This is a genomic window from Corallococcus sp. 4LFB, assembly GCF_046520365.1.
Lineage (GTDB): Bacteria > Myxococcota > Myxococcia > Myxococcales > Myxococcaceae > Corallococcus > Corallococcus caeni.
Genome location: NZ_JBKGHJ010000135.1, coordinates 1 through 17,748 on the forward strand (window position 1 = coordinate 1; position 17,748 = coordinate 17,748).

Here is a 17,748-nt window from a genome sequence, read left to right on the forward strand (position 1 = left end):
CCAATCCCGGCACCCAGCCCCGCGCGGCCACCAGCCCCGGCATGCGCGCCGTGAGCGCCGCCCGCACGGCCCCGCTGGAGAAGCCCAGGACGGAAGGTCCGCTGGGCAAGCGCGTCGCCGCGGAGACCTCCAACGTCCTCCTCAACGCCTTCTCCATCCTGAAGGAGCAGTTCGCGGACTTCCGCGCGAGTGACCGCTTCTTCAAGTACAGGGCCGGCATCGTCGCGGCCTGGGTGGCGCTGTCCGTCGCCAGCCTCGCCATCGCGTGCCCGGGCAGCTCCCTGGACACGGGGGACATGGACGCGCGCCTGGTGCTCAGCGACAAGCTGGACCGGCCCTCCGTCACCATCTGGAACGAGAGCAAGGACGTCTGGCGCGACGTCATCATCACCGTGAACAACGAGTACAAGGCGGTGGTGGCGGAGGTGCAGCCCGGCAACTTCGTCACCATCACGCCCAAGCAGCTGCTGGGAAAGAACGGCGGCTCCGCGCCCGCGGACCTCCGCTTCCAGGCGCTGACGATGAAGAGCTCGGACGACAACGCCGACCTCACGCCCTCCCTCCAGGAGGAGTGGAAGCGCCTCCTCGCGCCGAAGCAGTAGTCCGCCGCGAGCAGCCTCCAGGAACACGAAGGGCGCCCTCCTGAAGCAGGAAGGCGCCCTTTGTGCTTCTTCAGTCCGGCCGGGCCTCACTCACAGCAGAGGCCCGGGCGCGGGGAACGGCTCAACCCTCGGTCTTCGCCTCGGCGGGAGCCTCGGTCGTCTCGGCGGCGGCCGGAGCCTTCGCGGGACGGTCCACCAGCTCGATGAGGGCCATCTCCGCGGCGTCGCCCCGGCGGAAGCCCAGGCGCACGATGCGGGTGTAGCCACCCGGACGGGAGGCGTAACGCTCCTTGTACTCGCTGAACACCTTCTGGAGGACCGTGCGGTCCTTCACGGTGCGGGCAGCCAGACGCACGTTGGACAGGCCACCGCGCTTGGCGAGCGTGATGATGCGCTCGGCCAGCGGACGGACTTCCTTCGCCTTGGGAACGGTGGTGCGGATGGCCCCGTGCTCCAGGAGCGACGTGACCATGTTGTTCAGCATCGCGAGACGGTGGCTCGTGGTGCGGTGCAGCTTCCTTTGTCCGACCTTGTGGCGCATGCGCGGGCTCCGGGGCCTCTTCTTGAGAACCCCACCACTCCGGCCGTATCAGGTACCGGGTGGGAAGGACGGCCCCGACACCGGGGGCCGCCGTTGAATCGGGCCCTGTGTACCAGGGCCCCCTGCCCCGCGCCACCTTGATGCCGTGTCGGTGGGAGGCGGGACAGGTGCTTCAGGAAAACGACGACGTTTCAGGCCTTGGGGGCCGCGGGAGCCGGCGCGTTCTTCGGCGGCCAGTTCTCCAGCTTCATGCCCAGCGACAGACCCATCTCCGCGAGGATCTCCTTGATCTCCTTCAAGGACTTGCGGCCGAAGTTCTTCGTCTTGAGCATCTCCGCCTCGGTGCGCTGGACCAGGTCACCGATGGACTTGATGTTCGCCTGCTGCAGGCAGTTGGCCGAACGCACCGACAGCTCCAGCTCATCCACCGAGCGGAACAGGTTCTCGTTGAGCTTCGCCTCTTCCTTCGGCGCCTCGGCGACGACCGGCTCCTCGGTCTCGTCGAAGTTCACGAACACCGTGAGCTGCTCCTTGATGATCTTCGCCGCGTACGCCACCGCGTCCTGCGGCACCACGGAGCCGTCCGTCCAGACCTCGAGCGACAGCTTGTCGAAGTCCGTGACCTGACCGACGCGCGCGTTGGTGACCTGGTAGTTCACCTTGCGGATGGGCGAGAAGAGCGAGTCGATGGGGATGGTCCCGATGGGCGCGCCCGCCACCTTGTTGGTGGACGCCGGCACGTAGCCCCGGCCCCGGCGGCACGTCAGCTCCATGCGCACCTTGCCACCCTCGGACACGGTGCAGATGTGGTGACCCGGGTTGAGGATCTCCACGTCCTGGTCCGCGATGAGGTCGCCCGCCTTCACTTCCTTGGGGCCTTCCACCTCGATGCGCAGCGTCTTCGTCTCGTTCGTGTGCATCCGGAGGAGGACCTCCTTCAGGTTCAACACGACGTCCGTGACGTCCTCGGCCACCTCGGGGATGGTCGTGAACTCGTGGTCCACGCCTTCAATCTTCACGGAGGTGATGGCCGCGCCCTGCAGCGACGACAGCAGCACCCGCCGCAGCGAGTTGCCCAGCGTCGTCCCGAAGCCGCGCTCGAGCGGCTCCGCCACGAACTTGCCGTACGTGGGGCTCAGCGAGTCCTGGTCCACTTCCATGCGGCGCGGCTTGATGAGGTCGCGCCAGTTCTTCGCAACAAACGTATCCGCCATGGGGACTGCTCCTCGGAACGTGCGCCATCACCCACATCCCCGCCAAAGTGGCGGGAGGACGGGCACGCGGGGGGACTGCGTAACAGCTTCGCCCAGCGCGCGCAGGACGCGCCCTCCAGGCAATGAAACGACAGGCGACAAAGCAACGACGCCCCGGCCTCGTCGGCCAGGGCGTCCACTGCGGGAGGGGCCCGGAAAAGCGGGCCCGGCACCCCGGACTACTTCGAGTACAACTCGACGATGAGCTGCTCCTGGATGGGCATGGTCAGGTCCTCGCGGTTGGGGACCGTCTTGACCGTGCCCTTGAACGCCTTCTTGTCCAGGTCGATCCACTGGGGAACGCCACGGCGGTCCACCGTCTCCAGCGCCTCGGAGATGCGGAGCACCTTGCGGCTCTTCTCCACCACTTCCACGGCGCTGCCCGGCTTCACGGAGAACGACGGGATGTTCACCCGGCGGCCGTTGACCTGGAAGTGACCGTGACGCACCAGTTGGCGCGCCTCGTTGCGCGTGTCCGCGAAGCCCATGCGGAACACCACGTTGTCCAGGCGGAGCTCCAGCTGCTGCAGCAGGTTCTCACCCGTCTTGCCCTTGGCCGCGGACGCGCGGTGGTAGTACCCGCGGAACTGGTTCTCGAGCAGGCCGTACATGCGCTTGACCTTCTGCTTCTCGCGCAGCTGCACGCCGTAGCCGGAGAACTTCACGCGGCCCTGGCCGTGCTGACCGGGGGGATAGGGGCGGCGCTCGATGGCGCACTTGTCCGTGTAGCAACGGTCGCCCTTGAGGTACATCTTCAGGTTCTCGCGCCGGCAGATACGGCAGGCGCTCGCGGTGTAACGAGCCACGGAAACTCTCCTTGCAGATGGTCTGGAGCCGGGCCCGCGCATGACGCGAGCCCCGGCCCGAAGCGGTGATTAGACGCGGCGGCGCTTGGGCTGACGGCAGCCGTTGTGCGGGATGGGCGTCACGTCGCGGATGAGGCTGATCTTCAGGCCAGCGGCGGCCAGCGCGCGCAGCGCCGACTCACGGCCCGCGCCCGGGCCCTTCACGAACACCGTCACGGTCTTCAGGCCGTGCTCCATCGCCTTCGCCGCGGCGTCGCCGGCGGCGACCTGCGCCGCGAACGGCGTGGACTTGCGGCTGCCCTTGAAGCCGCGCGCCCCGGCCGACGACCAGGAGATCACGTTCCCGGACACGTCCGTGATCGTGATGATGGTGTTGTTGAACGTGGACTGGATGTGGACCACGCCGTTGAGGATGTTCTTCTTGCCCTTGCGCTTGCTCTTCTTCGCCGCAGGGGTCTCGCCACCCTCGGCACCGGCCGGCGCCGCGGCGGTATTGATCTCGTCAGCCATGTGAATCGCTGCTCCTGGGAGTAGGTGATCAACGCCCGCGCCTCACACGGGGTGAGGCTGCGGGCGCCAGAGGGTTTAGCGGGCCGGAGCGGCCGGCTTCGCGCGAACGATGCCGCGCTTCGGGCCCTTGCGGGTGCGCGCGTTGGTGTGGGTGCGCTGGCCGCGGACCGGAAGACCCTTGCGGTGACGCAGACCCCGGTAGCAACCCAGGTCCATCAGCCGCTTGATGTTCATGGTCACCTCGCGCCGGAGGTCACCCTCGACCTTGTAGTTGGTCTCGATGATCTCGCGGATCTTTCGAGCCTGGTCCTCGGTGAGGTCCTTGGTCCGGGTGGTGAGATCGATGCCCGCCGCCTCGATGATGTCGTGCGCGGTCTTGTTACCGATCCCGTAGATGTACTGGAGCGAGATCACCGCGCGCTTGTTGGGCGGCAGATCGATGCCGGCGATACGAGCCATCTTCGGTCTTCCTTGTTGTGGAGTTGGTCTGAGGCTTGAGCGTCCCTGGGGACGCTCAGCCCTGGCGCTGCTTGTGCCGGGGGTTGGAAGCGCAGATGACGCGCACGATGCCCTTGCGGCGGACAACCTTGCACTTGTCGCAGATCTTCTTGACGGACGCCCGAACCTTCATGGAGCGAACTTCCTTCCTTCAACGGAGAAAAGCACAACAGCCGGTCCGCACAGGCGGCCGGCGCGAATTACTTGGCCCGGTACGTGATCCGTCCGCGGGTCAGGTCATACGGAGACAACTCGACCTTCACCTTGTCGCCCGGGAGGATGCGGATGAAATGCATCCGCATCTTGCCCGAGATGTGCGCGAGCACCTTGTGGCCGTTGTCCAGCACCACGCGGAACATCGCGTTCGGTAGGGGTTCCATGACGGTCCCCTCGACTTCGATGGAATCATCCTTCGGCAAGCGTCAACCTTCTTCCCGGACCACGAACCTTCTGGAAGCGCGGCGGGATAACACTTTGGTCCGTAAGTAGCAAGCGCCGCGCGATCTGAAATCTGGACCTCTATCAACACCGACTGACATCACCCTATTTCACCCCGGGTCTAGGGCCCTTAATGAGCGCCGGGTCAGCACTTCCGGCCCTCGCTCCGAGATCAGGATGGTGTGCTCGAAGTGGGCGGACAACTTGCCGTCCACGGTGACGGCCGTCCACTCGTCCTCCAGGACCTCCACGTCCGGCGTTCCCTGGTTCACCATCGGTTCCACCGCCAGGACCATGCCCGGCCGCAGCTTCATTCCCGCCCCCGCCTGCCCGTAGTTGGGCACCTGGGGCGGCTCGTGCAGCTTCCGGCCAATCCCATGCCCCGTGAAGTCCCGGACCACGGAGAACCCCCGGGCCTCCACGTGGCGCTGCACCGCGTGGCCGATATCCCCGATGCGGTTGCCCGGCTGCATCACCTGGATGGCCTTCTCCAGGGACTGCCGGGTGGTGTCCACCAGGGCCTGGGCCTCCGGTGTCACCTTCCCCACCGGCACCGTGCGCGCCGAGTCCCCGAAGAAGCCCCGGTAGACCACCCCGAAGTCCAGCTTCATCAGGTCTCCAGCCACCAGCCGGCGTTTCCGGTTGGGGATACCGTGGACCACCTCCTGGTTCACGGAGGCGCAGAGTACACCCGGGAAGCCATGGTAGCCCTTGAACGCCGGCCTGGCGCCCTTCTGGGCGATGAGCTTCTCCGCGAGGGCGTCCAGCTCCCAGGTGGACACCCCGGGCGCTACCGCCTTCTCCAGCTCGTCCAGGATTTCACAGACGATGCGCCCTGCTTCCCGCATCAGGGCAATCTCATCCGGGCTCTTGAGTTCCACCGGGTTCATTCGCCCCTTTCCCTACCGGGCTGCTGCTCTGTCGGAACCCACGAGCGGTGGGGCGGCAGTCCGGACCGGCCCTGCCCCCGCCCCGCTGCCCGGCCTCAGGCAGGGCGACCGGCGGCCTTCTTGATCTCCTCGTAGATGCCCTCCGGAGCCCCGACGCCGTCCACGCTCTTGAGCAGCCCCTTCTTCGCGTAGAAGTTCTTCAGGGGGGACGTCTCGGCATCGTACTTCTGCAGGCGCTTCTCGATGACCTCCGGCGTGTCATCCGGACGCTGCACGAGCTCCGTGCTGCACTTGTCGCAGAGCCCGGCGCGCTTCGGCGGGCTCTGGGTGACGTGGTAGACGGCCCCATCGTTGGGGCACACGCGCCGCCCGGAGCCGCGCTCGACCAGCGTCGAGTGCGGGACCTCGAGCGACACCACCGCGTTCAGCTGCTTGCCGAGCCGCTCCAGCATCCGGTCTAGCGCGTCCGCCTGCCCCGGGGTGCGCGGGAAGCCGTCGAGCACGAAGCCCTTGGCCACGTCCGGCTCCTTCAGCCGCTCCTCCACGATGCCGATGACGACGTCGTCTGGCACGTACTGCCCCGCGGCCATCAGCGGCCCGGCCACCTTGCCCAGCGGCGTGCCGTCCTTCACGGCCTTGCGCAGGATGTCGCCGGTGGAGATCTGCGGGATCTGGAAGTCCGCGTAGAGCTTCTTCGCCTGGGTTCCCTTCCCGGCGTTCGGCGGCCCCAAGAGGATGAGGTTCATGTCGCTCCTTTGCACCAGCGTCCACCCTTGAACGACGAGGCGCCCCTCCCCACCATTGGGGAGAGGCGCCGGAACACAACCGACCGACGTCAGGCCGCCACGCGGACCCGACCACGGATGCGCGGACCGCGCGGACCCGCGAAGCCTTCGTAGTTGCGGCTGATGAGGTGCCCTTCAATCTGCTGCACCGTGTCCAGCGCCACGCCCACGACGATGAGGAGCGCCGTGCCGCCGAAGGTGAAACGCACCCCGAGCACGCTGCTGATGACGGACGGAATCACGCAGATGACGGCCAGGTAGATGGCGCCACCGAACGTGAGGCGGTTGAGCGTCCGCTCGATGAACTCCGCCGTCTGACGGCCCGGGCGGATGCCGGGGATGTAGCCACCCTGCTTCTTGATGTTGTCCGCCACGTCGTCCGGCCGGAACGTGAGCGCCGTGTAGAAGTAGGAGAAGAACACCACCAGCAGCACGAACAGGCCGTTGTAGACCCAGAGGTTGCCCTCGATGGCGCGCTGGAAGCCCTGCAGGAAGGGGAACCACGCTCCCAGCGTCGCCGGGAAGGACAGCACCGCGCCGGCGAAGATGGGGGGAATCACGCCCGAGGCGTTCACCTTCATGGGGAAGTACGTGGCCTGGCCCGCGAACATGCGCCGACCCGCCATGCGCTTGGCGTACTGGATGGGCACGCGCCGCATGCCGCGCTCCACGTAGACCACCACTCCGATGATGAGGAGCATGAAGAAGAGCAGGCCCAGCACCGCGGCCACGTTCACGACTTCCTGCGCCGTCAGGTCCAGCAGCGTCTTCGCGCCGGCAGCACGCGCGCCACGATGCCCGCGAAGATGATGAGCGAGATGCCATTGCCGATGCCGCGCTCGGTGATGCGCTCGCCCAGCCACATGATGAAGGCCGTACCCGCCGTGAGGCTCACCACCGTCATAAAGGTGAACCAGAGGTTGTCGTTGGGCACCACCACCTGGTTGAAGCCGGCCTGGCCCGCGTCGGAGCGGCCCAGCGAGGCCAGCCACCGAGAGATGCCCACGCCCTGCACGATGGACAGCGCGATGCTGCCGTAGCGCGTGTACTGGTTGATCTTCTGGCGGCCCGCGGCGCCTTCCTTCTGCAGGCGCTCCAGGCTGGGCACCACCACCGCCAGGAGCTGGATGATGATGGAGGCGCTCACGTACGGCATGATGCCCAGACCGAAGATGGACATCTGCTCCAGCGCGCCGCCGGAGAAGAGGTTGAACAGCGACACGAGGCCGCCCGATTGCTTCTGGGCGTCCATGAACGCGTTCATCGCGGAGCGGTCCACGCCCGGCGTGTTGATGAAGATGCCGATGCGGTAGACGGACAGCAGCACGAGCGTGTACGCAAGCCGGCTGCGCAGCTCCGCGATGCGGAAGACGTTGGCGAGGGCGTTCAGGGCCACGGTAATGCCATCCTCTTCAAGAGGTTCTGCCAGCAACAACAAACGCCCCTCTCCGGTTCCGGAAAGGGGCGCGGAAGCCTACACAAGGCTGGGAGCGCGCACCACATCAGCGTGATGCGCGCCGGTCACGCCTACGCCCGGGGCTGGCGAGGAGCCTTGACGCCCTTGCCGGCGTGGGCCTTGGAGGCCGACTCAGGCTTGTGCGCCACCAGCGGGAGCTCTTCCACGGAGCCGCCCGCCTTCTCGATGTTCTCGCGAGCCGCCGCGGACACCTTGTTCACGCGAACGGTCAGCTTCTTGGCGAGCTCGCCATGGGCCAGGACCTTCACGCCGTCATAACGGCCCTTGACCAGGCCCGCCTGCTTCAGCGCGGCCTCGTCCACCGTGGCGCCCGCGTCGAACACGTGCTCCAGGTCGCCCAGGTTCACCACCGCGTAGATGGTGCGGTTGGGCGGGTTGAAGCCGAACTTCGGCAGGCGGCGCTGCAGCGGGCTCTGGCCGCCTTCGAAGCCCTCGAACCGCATGTTGCCGGAGCGGGCCTTCTGGCCCTTGCCGCCACGGCCGGCCGTCTTGCCCAGGCCGCTACCCTGGCCACGGCCCACGCGCTTCTTGCGGTGCCAGGAGCCCTCAGGGCGCTTCAGATTGGTCAGGATGCTCATGATGGATCCTCAGTTCTCAGGCCTTGGCCTTGGCGGCCAGGCGCTCCAGGGCGCGGTCCCGGGCGACAATCTTCCGGGGCTTGCGGCGCTTGGGCGCCGGAGCCTCCTGGCTGACCGTCTCCAGGGAGACCAGGTGCTTCACCTTGAACACCATACCGCGCACCGCCGGGGTGTCCTTCAACAGCCGCTCGTCGCCGAACTTCTTCAGACCGAGGCCCTTGATGGTGGCCAGCATGTCCTCGGAAGAACCCGAGTAGCTCTTCGTCAGCTTTACCTTGAGCGCCATGGCTAGCCCCTCGCCTCGCCCGCGAGCTTCTGCGACTCGACGTCCTTGCCACGCAGGCGCGCGACCTGCTCCGCGCTGCGCAGCAGCTTCAGGCCAGCGACCGTGGCCTTCAGCACGTTGTGCGGATTCCGCGAACCCTGGCTCTTGGTCAGGATGTTGCGGATGCCCGCCGCCTCCAGCACCGCGCGCACCGCGCCACCGGCGATGACGCCCGTACCTTCGGAGGCCGGCTTCAGGAGCACCCAGCCGGCACCGAAGTGCCCCAGGATCTCGTGCGGGATGGTGTGACCCATGCGAGGAACGCGGAACAGGTTCTTCTTCGCGTTCTCGCCGCCCTTGCGGATGGCCTCGGGGACTTCGTTGGCCTTGCCCAGGCCCACGCCCACGTGCCCGTTGCCATCGCCCACCACGACGAGCGCGGCGAACGAGAAACGGCGGCCACCCTTCACCACCTTGGCCACGCGGTTGATGTTCACCACGCGGTCGGTCAGGTCCAGATCGTTCGGATTGATCGGAGTTGCCACTTGAGGAATTCCTTTCTGGTACCTAGAACTTCAGGCCGGCTTCGCGCGCGGCGTCGGCCACGGCAGCGATGCGCCCATGGTAGGGGAAGCCGTTGCGGTCGAACACCACCGCATCGACGTTGGCGGCCTTGCACTTCTCCGCGATGAGGGAGCCCACGCGCTTCGCGTCGGCCTTCTTGTCGCCTTCGTCCTTGCCCTTCAGCTCCTTGGACAGGGACGACGCATACGCCAGCGTGCGGCCGGTGGAGTCGTCCACCACCTGCGCGTAGATGTGCTTGAGGCTCTTGTACACCGTCAGCCGCGGGCGCTCGGTGGTACCCGAGAGCTTCTTGCGGATGCGGTTCTTCCTCTTGAGGCGCTGATCGACAGTCTTGGACATGGCTGCTTCCTTTTCCGTCCGGCGGCGATGCGGCCTTCCGCCGCCGGATGATTCCGCCAGGCTTCAAGGCCCGGCGGGGTTGAATGCTCGGCGAAGACGCGGCGACGACTAGGTCGTACCGGTCTTGCCCTCCTTGCGACGGATGCGCTCCTCGGCGTACTTGATGCCCTTGCCCTTGTAGGGCTCCGGCGGACGCAGCGAGCGGATGTTGACCGCCGTGGCGCCCAGGACTTCCTTGTCCGCCGAGCGGAGCGTGAGCCCCACCGTGGGAAGGCTGTCCTCGGTACGGGAGACCTTGTCGACTTCCGCCGTCACGCCCTCCGGCAGGTTGAACACCACCGGGTGGGAGTAGCCGAGCGAGAAGTGGATGGCCTTGCCCTTCACTTCCGCGCGGAAACCGACGCCGCGGATGTCGAGGCGCTTCTCGAAGCCCGTGGAGACGCCCTTCGCCGCGTTGGCGAGGATGGTCCGGGTCAGGCCGTGCAGGCTGCGGGCTTCACGCGAGTCATCCTCGCGCTGCACCGTCACCTGGCCGTCCTTCACCTCCACCTTCACCTTGGCGGGGAGTTTGACGGACAGCTTGCCCTTGGGGCCGTCAAAGTTGACCTGCTGGTTGGCGATGTTGACCTTCGTCTTGTCGCCAAGCTTGATCGCCAGTTTTCCAATCCGACTCATGATTGCCTCGTGCTGTCGTCGCCCGGGGCGCGCTCCTCGCGGGGCGCCTCACCCAGGCTCCTGGCTAGTAGACCGTGCAGAGCAGTTCGCCGCCGACCTTCTGCTTCCGGGCCTCGGTGTCCACCAGGATGCCGCGCGAGGTGGAGAGGATGGAGATGCCCATGCCGCCGAGCACCGGCTGGATGTCGCGCACCGCGACGTAGCGGCGCAGGCCGGGCTTCGACACGCGGCGCAGGCCGGTGATGGCCGGGCTGCGGTCCGGGCCGTACTTCAGCTGGACGGTGATCTCGCTCTGCGGCGCGACCTCGTGGATGGTGAAATCCCCGATGTAGCCCTCGTCCTTGAGGACCTTGACGATCTCCACCTTGAGCTTCGAGTGGGGAATGACGACCTTGTCGTGCCGCGCACGCGAGGCGTTGCGCAGGCGGGTCAGCATGTCGCCGACGGGATCATTGACCGGCATGAAGCACCTTCAAGCTAAGCGGCAGCCCCTTCAGGAGCCCACCGCGCTCGCAGCCACCACGCCTGCCGGGCCCATCCCGGGGGTTCGCGGAGACCGCCACTTCCCTTCTACTTCAACCGGGGAGCGCCCTGCCCTCTTCAGGACAGGGACGGCTTCCGGGGTCCAGCGCCTACCAGGACGACTTGGTGACGCCAGTGATTTCACCGCGCAGGGCGCGGTGACGCAGGCAGATACGGCACATCTTGAACTTGCGCAGGAAGGCGCGAGGACGACCGCAGAGCGGGCAGCGGTTGTACTGACGCACGGGGAACTTCAGCTTGCGCTTTGCCTGGGCAATCTTGGAGAGCTTGGCCATGATCGATGGGAGTCCTGGGCTCGGTCCTACTGACGGAACGGCATGCCGAAGTGACGCATCAGCGCCAGTCCCTGCTCGTCGTTCGGGGCGGTGGTGACGAAGCTGATGTTGAGCCCCTTCACCTTCTCGATCTGATCGTAGTTGATTTCCGGGAAGATGATCTGCTCGCGGACACCGAGCGTGTAGTTGCCCTTCCCGTCGAAGGCCTTCGGGGACACGCCCTTGAAGTCACGCACGCGCGGCAGCGCGACGGTGATGAGGCGGTCCATGAACTCGAACATGCGGTCGCCGCGCAGCGTGACGGCGGCACCGATGGCCTGGCCCTGGCGCAGCTTGAAGTTCGCGATGGACTTGCGCGCGCGCGTCACGACCGGCTTCTGACCGGTGATGGCGGCCAGCTGGTCCACCGCCGACTCCAGGATCTTGTTGTTGGCGAGCGCCTCGCCCAGACCCATGTTGACGACGATCTTCTCCAGCCGCGGCACTTCCATGGGGTTCTCGAGCCCCAGCTCCTTCATCAGCGCGGGCACGCCTTCCGAACGGAAGCGGTCCTTGAGCCGCGCCGAGCGGGCCTTCAGGCCCTCCTCGATGTTCGCGGCGAAGCCGACCTTCTTGGCTTCTTCTTTCCCGCGCTTCTTGCTCTTCTTTTCCTTCGAGTCGGCCTTCTTCTCGTCAGCCATCTTTCATTCCCCTGCTTCGGGGCGCCGTCATGGACCCAGCGCGTCCGATCAGTCCTGCGTCTAGAACGTGGAAACACCCGGAGAACTCGACCATTCCAGCTCTCTGGACGTGCACGCCCGCTTGCCCCACCACGAGGTGGGGCAAGGGGCGCGCATACATGCCCGAACACCGACCCCTAGTCAATCAGGGCGTCACACTGCTTGCAGAACCGCTTGGAGGACTCCCCCTCCTTGCGGATGCCGACGCGGGTCGGCTTGTCGCACTTGGCGCAGACCACCTGGACGTTCGAGAGCGCGATGGTGCCCGGCTTCTCGATGATGCCGCCCTCGGGGCTCTGCGGCGTCTTGCGCATGTGGCGCTTGACCAGGCGCAGGCCTTCGACCGTCACGCGGCCCGCCTCCCGGTCGACCTTCAGCACCTTGCCGCGCTTGGTCGCCGGCGTCTTCTCCGAGCGCTCAGACCCGGAGATGACCTGGATGGTGTCACCGACTTTCAGCTTCTGCATGGCTTCCTCACTCTGGCTGTTCGCCGTCAGGCCTGCGTCCTCTTAGAGGACCTCGGGCGCCAGCGAGATGATCTTCATGAACTTGCGGGCACGCAGCTCACGGGCGACCGGCCCAAAGATGCGCGTCCCGATGGGCTCCAGGTCCTTGTTGATGAGGACCGCCGAGTTGCCGTCGAACTTGATGTAGCTGCCATCCGCACGACCCACCTCGCGACGGGTGCGGACGATGACGGCCTTCGCGACGTCACCCTTCTTCACCTTGGAGTTGGGCAGGGCCTCGCGGATCGACACGACAATCACGTCGCCGATGGAGGCATACTTGCGCTTGGAGCCGCCGAGAACCTTGATGCAAAACACCTTCTTGGCGCCCGAGTTGTCGGCCACATCGAGCACACTCTGCATCTGAATCATGTGAAGTCTCCTCTTGCTCGAACCCGTCCACGCGCTTCATGGCGCACGGACGCGGTGTGGCCTACCTAGACGTTCTTGCTCTTCTCCAACACCTCGACCACGCGCCAACGCTTGTCCTTCGATGCGGGCTTGGTCTCGGCGATGCGCACCCGGTCACCCTCGTTGATGGTGATCTTCTTCGGGTAGTCGTGATCCTCGACGTGCGCCTTGTACTTCTCGCGCAGGCTCATGATCTTCCCGTACTTCGGGTGGGGAGCACGACGCTGGACGGTGACGACCACCGTCTTCTGCATCTTGTTGGAGGTGACGATGCCCACGCGGGTCTTGGGACGACCCCGGGTGGAGGTCTCGGCAGCGGGCGTTTCGGTCGCTTCAGCCATGTTGGTTCTCACTGTCTGTCATGCACCCGGGCCCTCTGCCCGGATGGCCACGGACACCCGGGTGAGCCCGGATGCCCGCGGATGCACTGCTACTACTACCCCGCCTTCGCGGCCCGGGCCTTCTGGCCCAGGACGGTGAGGATGCGGGCCAGATCACGGCGGTGCTGCACGCCCTCAGCGGGGCTGTCCAGCGAGCCGGTCCGACGCTTGAGCCGATCCTGGACCAGCGTGTCGCGCAGTTCCTTCGCGCGGTTCTGCAGGTCGTCCGTCGACAGGTCCTTCAGTTCCTTCGCAGTCGCCATCTTGGTCTCCTCGGCGCGGGATGCGGACGCCCTCCCCTGTCACCAGGTGGAGCGCCCGTCCCGGCGGTGCGTGACTACAGCGAGAGCTCGCTGCGGCGCACGATCTTGGTGAGCACCGGCAGCTTCGCCTGCGCCAGCTTCAGCGCACCGGTGGCGATCTCCTGCGTCATGCCCTCCATCTCGTAGAGGACGCGTCCCGGCTTGACGACCGCGACGTAGTACTCCACGCCACCCTTACCGGTACCCATACGGGTTTCGGCGGGCTTCTTCGTGATGGGCTTGTCCGGGAAGATCCGGATCCAGATCTTGCCGCCGCGCTTCACGTGGCGGGTCATCGCGATACGGGCCGCCTCGATCTGGCGCGAGGTGATCCAGCCCGGCTGGAGGCTCACCAGGCCGAACTCACCGTAGGTGAGGTCGCTGCCGCGGTGGGCCGAGCCGAACATGCGGCCCTTCTGCATCTTGCGGTATTTGGTTCGAGCAGGCTGAAGCATGGTCGATGTCCTTCGTGCCTTCCGTGCAGGGCGGGTCTCTTAAACCCGCCCCGCAGGGGGCGTCTTACCGGTTGGTGGGCATGGGGGCCTGGCCGCCCTTGCCGGGGAGGACCTCGCCCTTGCAGATCCAGACCTTGCAGCCAATCTTGCCGTAGGTCGTCTTGGCCTCGGCGAAGCCGAAGTCGATGTCCGCGCGGAGGGTGTGCAGGGGCACGCGGCCCTCGCGGTACCACTCGTAGCGGGCCATCTCGGCGCCACCCAGGCGGCCCGAGCAGGCGACGCGGATGCCCTTGGCCCCGAACTTCATCGCGGTCTGCAGCGCCTTCTTCATGGCGCGGCGGAAGGCGATGCGGCGCTCGAGCTGCGTGGCGATGTTCTCCGCCACGAGCTGCGCGTCGGTCTCGGCCTTGCGGACCTCGACGATGTTCAGGAAGACCTCGTTCTTGGTGAACTGCTGGAGGTCCTTCTTGACGGTCTCGATGCCAGCGCCGCGCTTGCCGATGACGATACCCGGCCGAGCGGTGTGGACGTTGACCTTCACCTTGTTGGCGGCGCGCTCAATCTCCACCTTGGACACGCCCGCGTGGTTCAGCGACTTCTTCACGAACTCGCGGATGCGGATGTCCTCGTGGAGCCACTGGGCGTAGTTCTTGTGCTCGAACCACTTGGAGTCCCAGGTCTTGATGACGCCGAGCCGGAACCCGATCGGATGTACTTTCTGTCCCAAACTGAATCTCCTTGGTGCGTCCGGGCGGGGCCCGACGGGTCCTACTTCTTGGCCTCGGCCAGCACGACGTGGACGTGGGCAGACTTCTTCTGGATGGGCGTCGCGCGCCCCATGGCGCGCGGCATGAACCGGCGCTGGGTGGCGGCCTGGTCCACGGAGATGGTCTTGACGTAGAGCGTATCCACGTCGACCTGACCCTTGGACAGGTCCGTCGCGTTGGCGACGGCGCTCTTGATGAGCTTCTCCACCGGCCGCGCGGCGGCGCGCGGGGTGAACTTCAGGATGTTCAGGGCGGCCTCAACAGGCTTGCCCCGGATGAGCGCCGCGACGAGGGACAGCTTGCGCGGGCTCATGCGCAGGTGACGCAGATGTGCAGTCGACTCCATGGTCATCTCCTCAGGCTCTCAGGCGTGCGAACGGGCTACTTGCCCGGGGCCTTGGCGACCTTCTTCTCCGCCGAGTGCCCACCGAAGGTGCGCGTAGGAGCGAACTCGCCGAGCTTGTGGCCCACCATGTTCTCCGTGACGAACACCGGAATGAACTTCTTGCCGTTGTGAACGGCGAAGGTGTGACCCACGAACTCAGGGAGAATCGTGGAGCGCCGGGACCAGGTCTTGACGACCGCCTTCTTGTTCGCGGCGATCATCCCCTCGATCTTCTTGAGGAGGTGATCGTCAACGAACGGACCCTTCTTGATCGAACGAGCCATGTTTCAAATCCTCTTACTGGCTGCGCGCGCCCTGGCGGCGGCCGCTCACGATGAACTTGTCGGTGCGCTTGTTGGTGCGCGTGGTGAGGCCCTTGGTCTTCTTGCCCCACGGAGACACCGGATGCGGGTTACCCTGGCCGGACTTACCCTCGCCACCACCGTGCGGGTGGTCGACAGGGTTCATCGCCAGACCGCGGACGGTGGGACGGATGCCCAGCCAGCGGCTCTTGCCCGCCTTGCCGATGCGGATGATTTCGTGCTCGATGTTGCCCACCTGGCCCACGGTGGCGCGGCACTCGATGAGCACCTTGCGCACGGCGCCCGAGGGCATACGGACCTGGGCGTAGCGCTCCTCCTTCGCCATCAGCTGGCCGGAGGTGCCAGCGGAGCGGATGACCTGGGCGCCACGGCCCGGCTTCAGCTCCACGTTGTGGATGACCGTACCCACCGGGATGTTCTGCAGCGGCAGGCTGTTGCCGGGCCGGATGTCGGCGGCGGAGCCGGCGAACACGGTGTCGCCCACGCTCAGGCCCACGGGGGCCAGGATGTAGCGCTTGTCGCCATCCGCGTAGTGCAGGAGGGCGATGTTGGCGGTGCGGTTCGGGTCGTACTCGACCGCGACGACCTTGGCCGGCACGCCGTCCTTGTCACGACGCTTGAAGTCGATGACGCGGTAGCGGCGCTTGTGACCGCCACCCTGGTGGCGACGGGTGATGTGGCCGTGGACGTTGCGGCCACCGGAGCGCTTGATGGGCTCGGTGAGAGCCTTCTCCGGCGAGTCCTTGGTGATGTCCGCGAAGTCGGACACCGTCATCAGACGGCGGGCGGCGCTTGTCGGCTTGTACTTCTTGATGCCCATGGTGTGTTCCTCTCAGGCGGATCTGGACGCCAGTGGCGTCAGACCGCTCCCCCTTCGAAGAGTTCGATCTTGTCACCCTCCTTCAGGGTGACGACCGCCTTCTTGAAGTTGGGGCGCTGGCCGATGCTCTTGCCCACCCGCTTCGTCTTGCCACGCACGATGTTGGTGCGAACACCCTCCACCGTGACCTTGAACAGGGACTGGACCGCGCGGGACACGTCGTGCTTCGTGGCCTTGCGGTCCACGATGAACGAGTACTGGCGGAACTTCTCCCGGGCCTTGTCCAGCTTCTCCGTGATGAGCGGGCCCTTGATGACGTCGTTCAGGTTCATGACAGGGACCCCTCGAGCGCCTTCGCGGCGGCGGAAGTCAGGACGATGTGCGAGTGCTTGAGCACGGACTCGAGGTTGAGACCCTCGGGCGGCAGCACGTCGAACTTCGCCAGGTTGCGCACGCTGCGGTGCAGGTTGGTGTTGCCGCGCTCGTCGATGACCAGCGCGTTCTGGAGCTTCATGCGGCGCGTGAGCACCTCGAAGGCCTGCTTCGACTTCGGGGCGTCCAGCTTGAAGCCGTCCAGGATGATGAGCTGCTTCTCCCGGGCGCGCAGGGACAGCACGGCGCGCAGGGCACCGCGGCGGACCTTGCGGGGCGGCCGGTAGAAGTAGTCGCGGGCCTTGGGGGCCATCGCCTTGCCGCCGCCCACCCAGTGGGAGGCGCGGATCGAGCCCTGACGGGCGCGGCCGGTGCCCTTCTGCTTCCAGGGCTTCTTGCCGCCGCCGCTGACCAGCGAGGTGTTCTTCACCCCGACCGTGCCGCGGCGCCGGTTGATCTGCTGCATCTTCGCCACCTCGTAGAACAGGTGGGTGTTCGGCTCGGCGCCGAAGATCTCGTCGGAGAGCTCGATCTCCGACACCTTCTTCAAATCCAGGTCGACTACGTCAAACTTCGCCATGGCACTTTCCTCGGGGGTCAGAGTGAAACCACTCCGACGCCATCCCGCTTCCTAGGACTTGATCTCGACGTCAACGCCGGCAGACAGATCCAGCTTCATCAGCGCGTCCAGCGTCTGCTGGGTCGGCTCGAGGATATCGAGCAGGCGCTTGTGCGTGCGGATCTCGAACTGCTCGCGGCTCTTCTTGTCCACGTGCGGCGAACGCAACACGGTGAACTTGTTGATGCGCGTCGGCAGGGGGATCGGACCGGCCACCTTGGCGCCCGTGCGCTTGGCCGTCTCGACAATCTCCCCAGCACTCTGGTCCAGGAGCTTCGAGTCGTACGCCTTCAGCCGGATGCGGATCTTCTGTGTCGCCATTCGCAAGAACCTCTTTGAACGACCTCTGGGAACCGTGAGGCGGTACGCCCGTCAACGCCTGGATTTCAGAGAACCGTTTCTTCGGAACGAAGGGGCGCGGTGTGTACCACCACACCCCATGGGTTGCAACTGGATTTCCACCGGCTCTCCGGAAGCGCCCACGAGGGGCCATCCGGAGGGCTGGTGGGCTGAGTGCTACGCGATGATTTCCGCCACGACGCCCGCGCCCACCGTGCGGCCGCCTTCACGAACCGCGAACCGGAGCTCCTTCTCCATCGCGACCGGGGTGATGAGCTCCACCTCGATGG

General features: G+C 66.2%; 31 protein-coding genes and 1 pseudogene. 1 reads left to right on the forward strand and 31 read right to left on the reverse strand.

The genetic code is table 11. The features are described from left to right. Positions 1-602 (forward strand): hypothetical protein (locus ACLEQD_RS16675; RefSeq protein WP_410385181.1); only part of this gene is annotated, 602 nt, incomplete at its 5' end. A gap of 121 nt (positions 603-723) precedes the next feature. Here the strand turns inward: ACLEQD_RS16675 and rplQ are convergent. From rplQ to ACLEQD_RS16830, 31 genes and pseudogenes are all read right to left on the reverse strand, one after another. Continuing rightward, positions 724-1,143: a 50S ribosomal protein L17 gene (rplQ, locus tag ACLEQD_RS16680; RefSeq protein ID WP_120567144.1), complete on the reverse strand. Its 420-nt coding sequence runs from the start codon at positions 1,141-1,143 to the stop codon at positions 724-726. A 191-nt stretch (positions 1,144-1,334) separates the two neighbouring features. Then, positions 1,335-2,357: a DNA-directed RNA polymerase subunit alpha gene (locus tag ACLEQD_RS16685; protein WP_120523529.1), complete on the reverse strand. Its 1,023-nt coding sequence runs from the start codon at positions 2,355-2,357 to the stop codon at positions 1,335-1,337. Positions 2,358-2,575: 218 nt separating this feature from the next. Beyond that, positions 2,576-3,202 (reverse strand): 30S ribosomal protein S4, encoded by a 627-nt coding sequence (rpsD, locus tag ACLEQD_RS16690; protein ID WP_120523530.1) that lies wholly within the window; start codon positions 3,200-3,202, stop codon positions 2,576-2,578. 69 nt (positions 3,203-3,271) lie between these two features. After that, positions 3,272-3,712, reverse strand: a complete 441-nt coding sequence (gene rpsK, locus ACLEQD_RS16695) for a 30S ribosomal protein S11 (protein ID WP_014395884.1) — start codon at positions 3,710-3,712, stop codon at positions 3,272-3,274. A gap of 75 nt (positions 3,713-3,787) precedes the next feature. After that, entirely contained in the window at positions 3,788-4,171 is a 384-nt protein-coding gene (gene rpsM, locus ACLEQD_RS16700; RefSeq protein ID WP_410385184.1) for a 30S ribosomal protein S13, read from the reverse strand. A 55-nt stretch (positions 4,172-4,226) separates the two neighbouring features. Beyond that, positions 4,227-4,343 (reverse strand): 50S ribosomal protein L36, encoded by a 117-nt coding sequence (gene rpmJ, locus ACLEQD_RS16705; RefSeq protein ID WP_002633586.1) that lies wholly within the window; start codon positions 4,341-4,343, stop codon positions 4,227-4,229. Between the two features lie 67 nt (positions 4,344-4,410). Continuing rightward, on the reverse strand, positions 4,411-4,629 hold the full coding sequence (gene infA, locus ACLEQD_RS16710; protein WP_002614803.1) for a translation initiation factor IF-1: 219 nt from the start codon (positions 4,627-4,629) through the stop codon (positions 4,411-4,413). A 129-nt stretch (positions 4,630-4,758) separates the two neighbouring features. Then, on the reverse strand, positions 4,759-5,538 hold the full coding sequence (gene map / locus ACLEQD_RS16715) for a type I methionyl aminopeptidase (protein ID WP_410385187.1): 780 nt from the start codon (positions 5,536-5,538) through the stop codon (positions 4,759-4,761). A 95-nt stretch (positions 5,539-5,633) separates the two neighbouring features. Continuing rightward, a complete protein-coding gene (locus ACLEQD_RS16720) occupies positions 5,634-6,284 on the reverse strand; it encodes an adenylate kinase (protein WP_410385189.1) in 651 nt (216 codons plus the stop codon). A gap of 89 nt (positions 6,285-6,373) precedes the next feature. Then, positions 6,374-7,719: pseudogene (gene secY / locus ACLEQD_RS16725) on the reverse strand (preprotein translocase subunit SecY). 131 nt (positions 7,720-7,850) lie between these two features. Further along, positions 7,851-8,378, reverse strand: a complete 528-nt coding sequence (gene rplO / locus ACLEQD_RS16730) for a 50S ribosomal protein L15 (protein ID WP_410385191.1) — start codon at positions 8,376-8,378, stop codon at positions 7,851-7,853. A gap of 16 nt (positions 8,379-8,394) precedes the next feature. Then, positions 8,395-8,664, reverse strand: a complete 270-nt coding sequence (gene rpmD, locus ACLEQD_RS16735) for a 50S ribosomal protein L30 (RefSeq protein ID WP_120523537.1) — start codon at positions 8,662-8,664, stop codon at positions 8,395-8,397. 2 nt (positions 8,665-8,666) lie between these two features. Continuing rightward, positions 8,667-9,188 carry a 30S ribosomal protein S5 gene (gene rpsE, locus ACLEQD_RS16740; protein WP_171417744.1) on the reverse strand — a complete coding sequence of 174 codons (522 nt, stop codon included), beginning with the start codon at positions 9,186-9,188 and terminating at the stop codon, positions 8,667-8,669. Positions 9,189-9,210: 22 nt separating this feature from the next. Next, the gene (gene rplR / locus ACLEQD_RS16745; RefSeq protein ID WP_143905919.1) at positions 9,211-9,567 is read right to left on the reverse strand and encodes a 50S ribosomal protein L18; all 357 of its coding nucleotides are present in this window, start codon (positions 9,565-9,567) and stop codon (positions 9,211-9,213) included. 108 nt (positions 9,568-9,675) lie between these two features. Further along, a complete protein-coding gene (gene rplF, locus ACLEQD_RS16750; RefSeq protein ID WP_410385193.1) occupies positions 9,676-10,242 on the reverse strand; it encodes a 50S ribosomal protein L6 in 567 nt (188 codons plus the stop codon). 64 nt (positions 10,243-10,306) lie between these two features. After that, on the reverse strand, positions 10,307-10,705 hold the full coding sequence (gene rpsH, locus ACLEQD_RS16755) for a 30S ribosomal protein S8 (protein WP_171417740.1): 399 nt from the start codon (positions 10,703-10,705) through the stop codon (positions 10,307-10,309). Between the two features lie 169 nt (positions 10,706-10,874). Continuing rightward, the gene (locus ACLEQD_RS16760; RefSeq protein ID WP_120523541.1) at positions 10,875-11,060 is read right to left on the reverse strand and encodes a type Z 30S ribosomal protein S14; all 186 of its coding nucleotides are present in this window, start codon (positions 11,058-11,060) and stop codon (positions 10,875-10,877) included. A 26-nt stretch (positions 11,061-11,086) separates the two neighbouring features. Then, positions 11,087-11,740: a 50S ribosomal protein L5 gene (gene rplE / locus ACLEQD_RS16765; protein ID WP_410385196.1), complete on the reverse strand. Its 654-nt coding sequence runs from the start codon at positions 11,738-11,740 to the stop codon at positions 11,087-11,089. A gap of 176 nt (positions 11,741-11,916) precedes the next feature. Continuing rightward, entirely contained in the window at positions 11,917-12,246 is a 330-nt protein-coding gene (gene rplX / locus ACLEQD_RS16770; RefSeq protein ID WP_120523543.1) for a 50S ribosomal protein L24, read from the reverse strand. Positions 12,247-12,288: 42 nt separating this feature from the next. Beyond that, complete coding sequence (rplN, locus tag ACLEQD_RS16775; protein ID WP_014395870.1) at positions 12,289-12,657, reverse strand: 50S ribosomal protein L14; 369 nt, start codon at positions 12,655-12,657, stop codon at positions 12,289-12,291. A gap of 65 nt (positions 12,658-12,722) precedes the next feature. Next, a complete protein-coding gene (gene rpsQ, locus ACLEQD_RS16780; protein WP_120532364.1) occupies positions 12,723-13,037 on the reverse strand; it encodes a 30S ribosomal protein S17 in 315 nt (104 codons plus the stop codon). A gap of 95 nt (positions 13,038-13,132) precedes the next feature. Beyond that, complete coding sequence (gene rpmC, locus ACLEQD_RS16785) at positions 13,133-13,339, reverse strand: 50S ribosomal protein L29 (protein WP_120523545.1); 207 nt, start codon at positions 13,337-13,339, stop codon at positions 13,133-13,135. 74 nt (positions 13,340-13,413) lie between these two features. Further along, positions 13,414-13,833: a 50S ribosomal protein L16 gene (rplP, locus tag ACLEQD_RS16790; RefSeq protein WP_014395867.1), complete on the reverse strand. Its 420-nt coding sequence runs from the start codon at positions 13,831-13,833 to the stop codon at positions 13,414-13,416. Between the two features lie 64 nt (positions 13,834-13,897). After that, positions 13,898-14,560 carry a 30S ribosomal protein S3 gene (gene rpsC, locus ACLEQD_RS16795; RefSeq protein ID WP_120523546.1) on the reverse strand — a complete coding sequence of 221 codons (663 nt, stop codon included), beginning with the start codon at positions 14,558-14,560 and terminating at the stop codon, positions 13,898-13,900. 41 nt (positions 14,561-14,601) lie between these two features. Further along, a complete protein-coding gene (gene rplV, locus ACLEQD_RS16800) occupies positions 14,602-14,946 on the reverse strand; it encodes a 50S ribosomal protein L22 (RefSeq protein WP_014395865.1) in 345 nt (114 codons plus the stop codon). A 35-nt stretch (positions 14,947-14,981) separates the two neighbouring features. Further along, positions 14,982-15,269, reverse strand: coding sequence for a 30S ribosomal protein S19 (rpsS, locus tag ACLEQD_RS16805; protein ID WP_014395864.1), 288 nt, complete (start codon positions 15,267-15,269; stop codon positions 14,982-14,984). Positions 15,270-15,282: 13 nt separating this feature from the next. After that, the gene (gene rplB / locus ACLEQD_RS16810; protein WP_410385200.1) at positions 15,283-16,128 is read right to left on the reverse strand and encodes a 50S ribosomal protein L2; all 846 of its coding nucleotides are present in this window, start codon (positions 16,126-16,128) and stop codon (positions 15,283-15,285) included. A 38-nt stretch (positions 16,129-16,166) separates the two neighbouring features. Next, positions 16,167-16,460, reverse strand: coding sequence for a 50S ribosomal protein L23 (locus ACLEQD_RS16815; protein ID WP_120523548.1), 294 nt, complete (start codon positions 16,458-16,460; stop codon positions 16,167-16,169). Next, positions 16,457-17,080, reverse strand: coding sequence for a 50S ribosomal protein L4 (gene rplD / locus ACLEQD_RS16820; protein ID WP_120523549.1), 624 nt, complete (start codon positions 17,078-17,080; stop codon positions 16,457-16,459). The genes ACLEQD_RS16815 and rplD overlap by 4 nt, the downstream gene beginning before the upstream one ends. A gap of 51 nt (positions 17,081-17,131) precedes the next feature. Next, entirely contained in the window at positions 17,132-17,440 is a 309-nt protein-coding gene (rpsJ, locus tag ACLEQD_RS16825) for a 30S ribosomal protein S10 (protein WP_002633608.1), read from the reverse strand. 195 nt (positions 17,441-17,635) lie between these two features. Next, positions 17,636-17,748, reverse strand: a 113-nt coding sequence (locus ACLEQD_RS16830) for a hypothetical protein (protein ID WP_410383528.1), incomplete at its 5' end; no start/stop codon positions are given.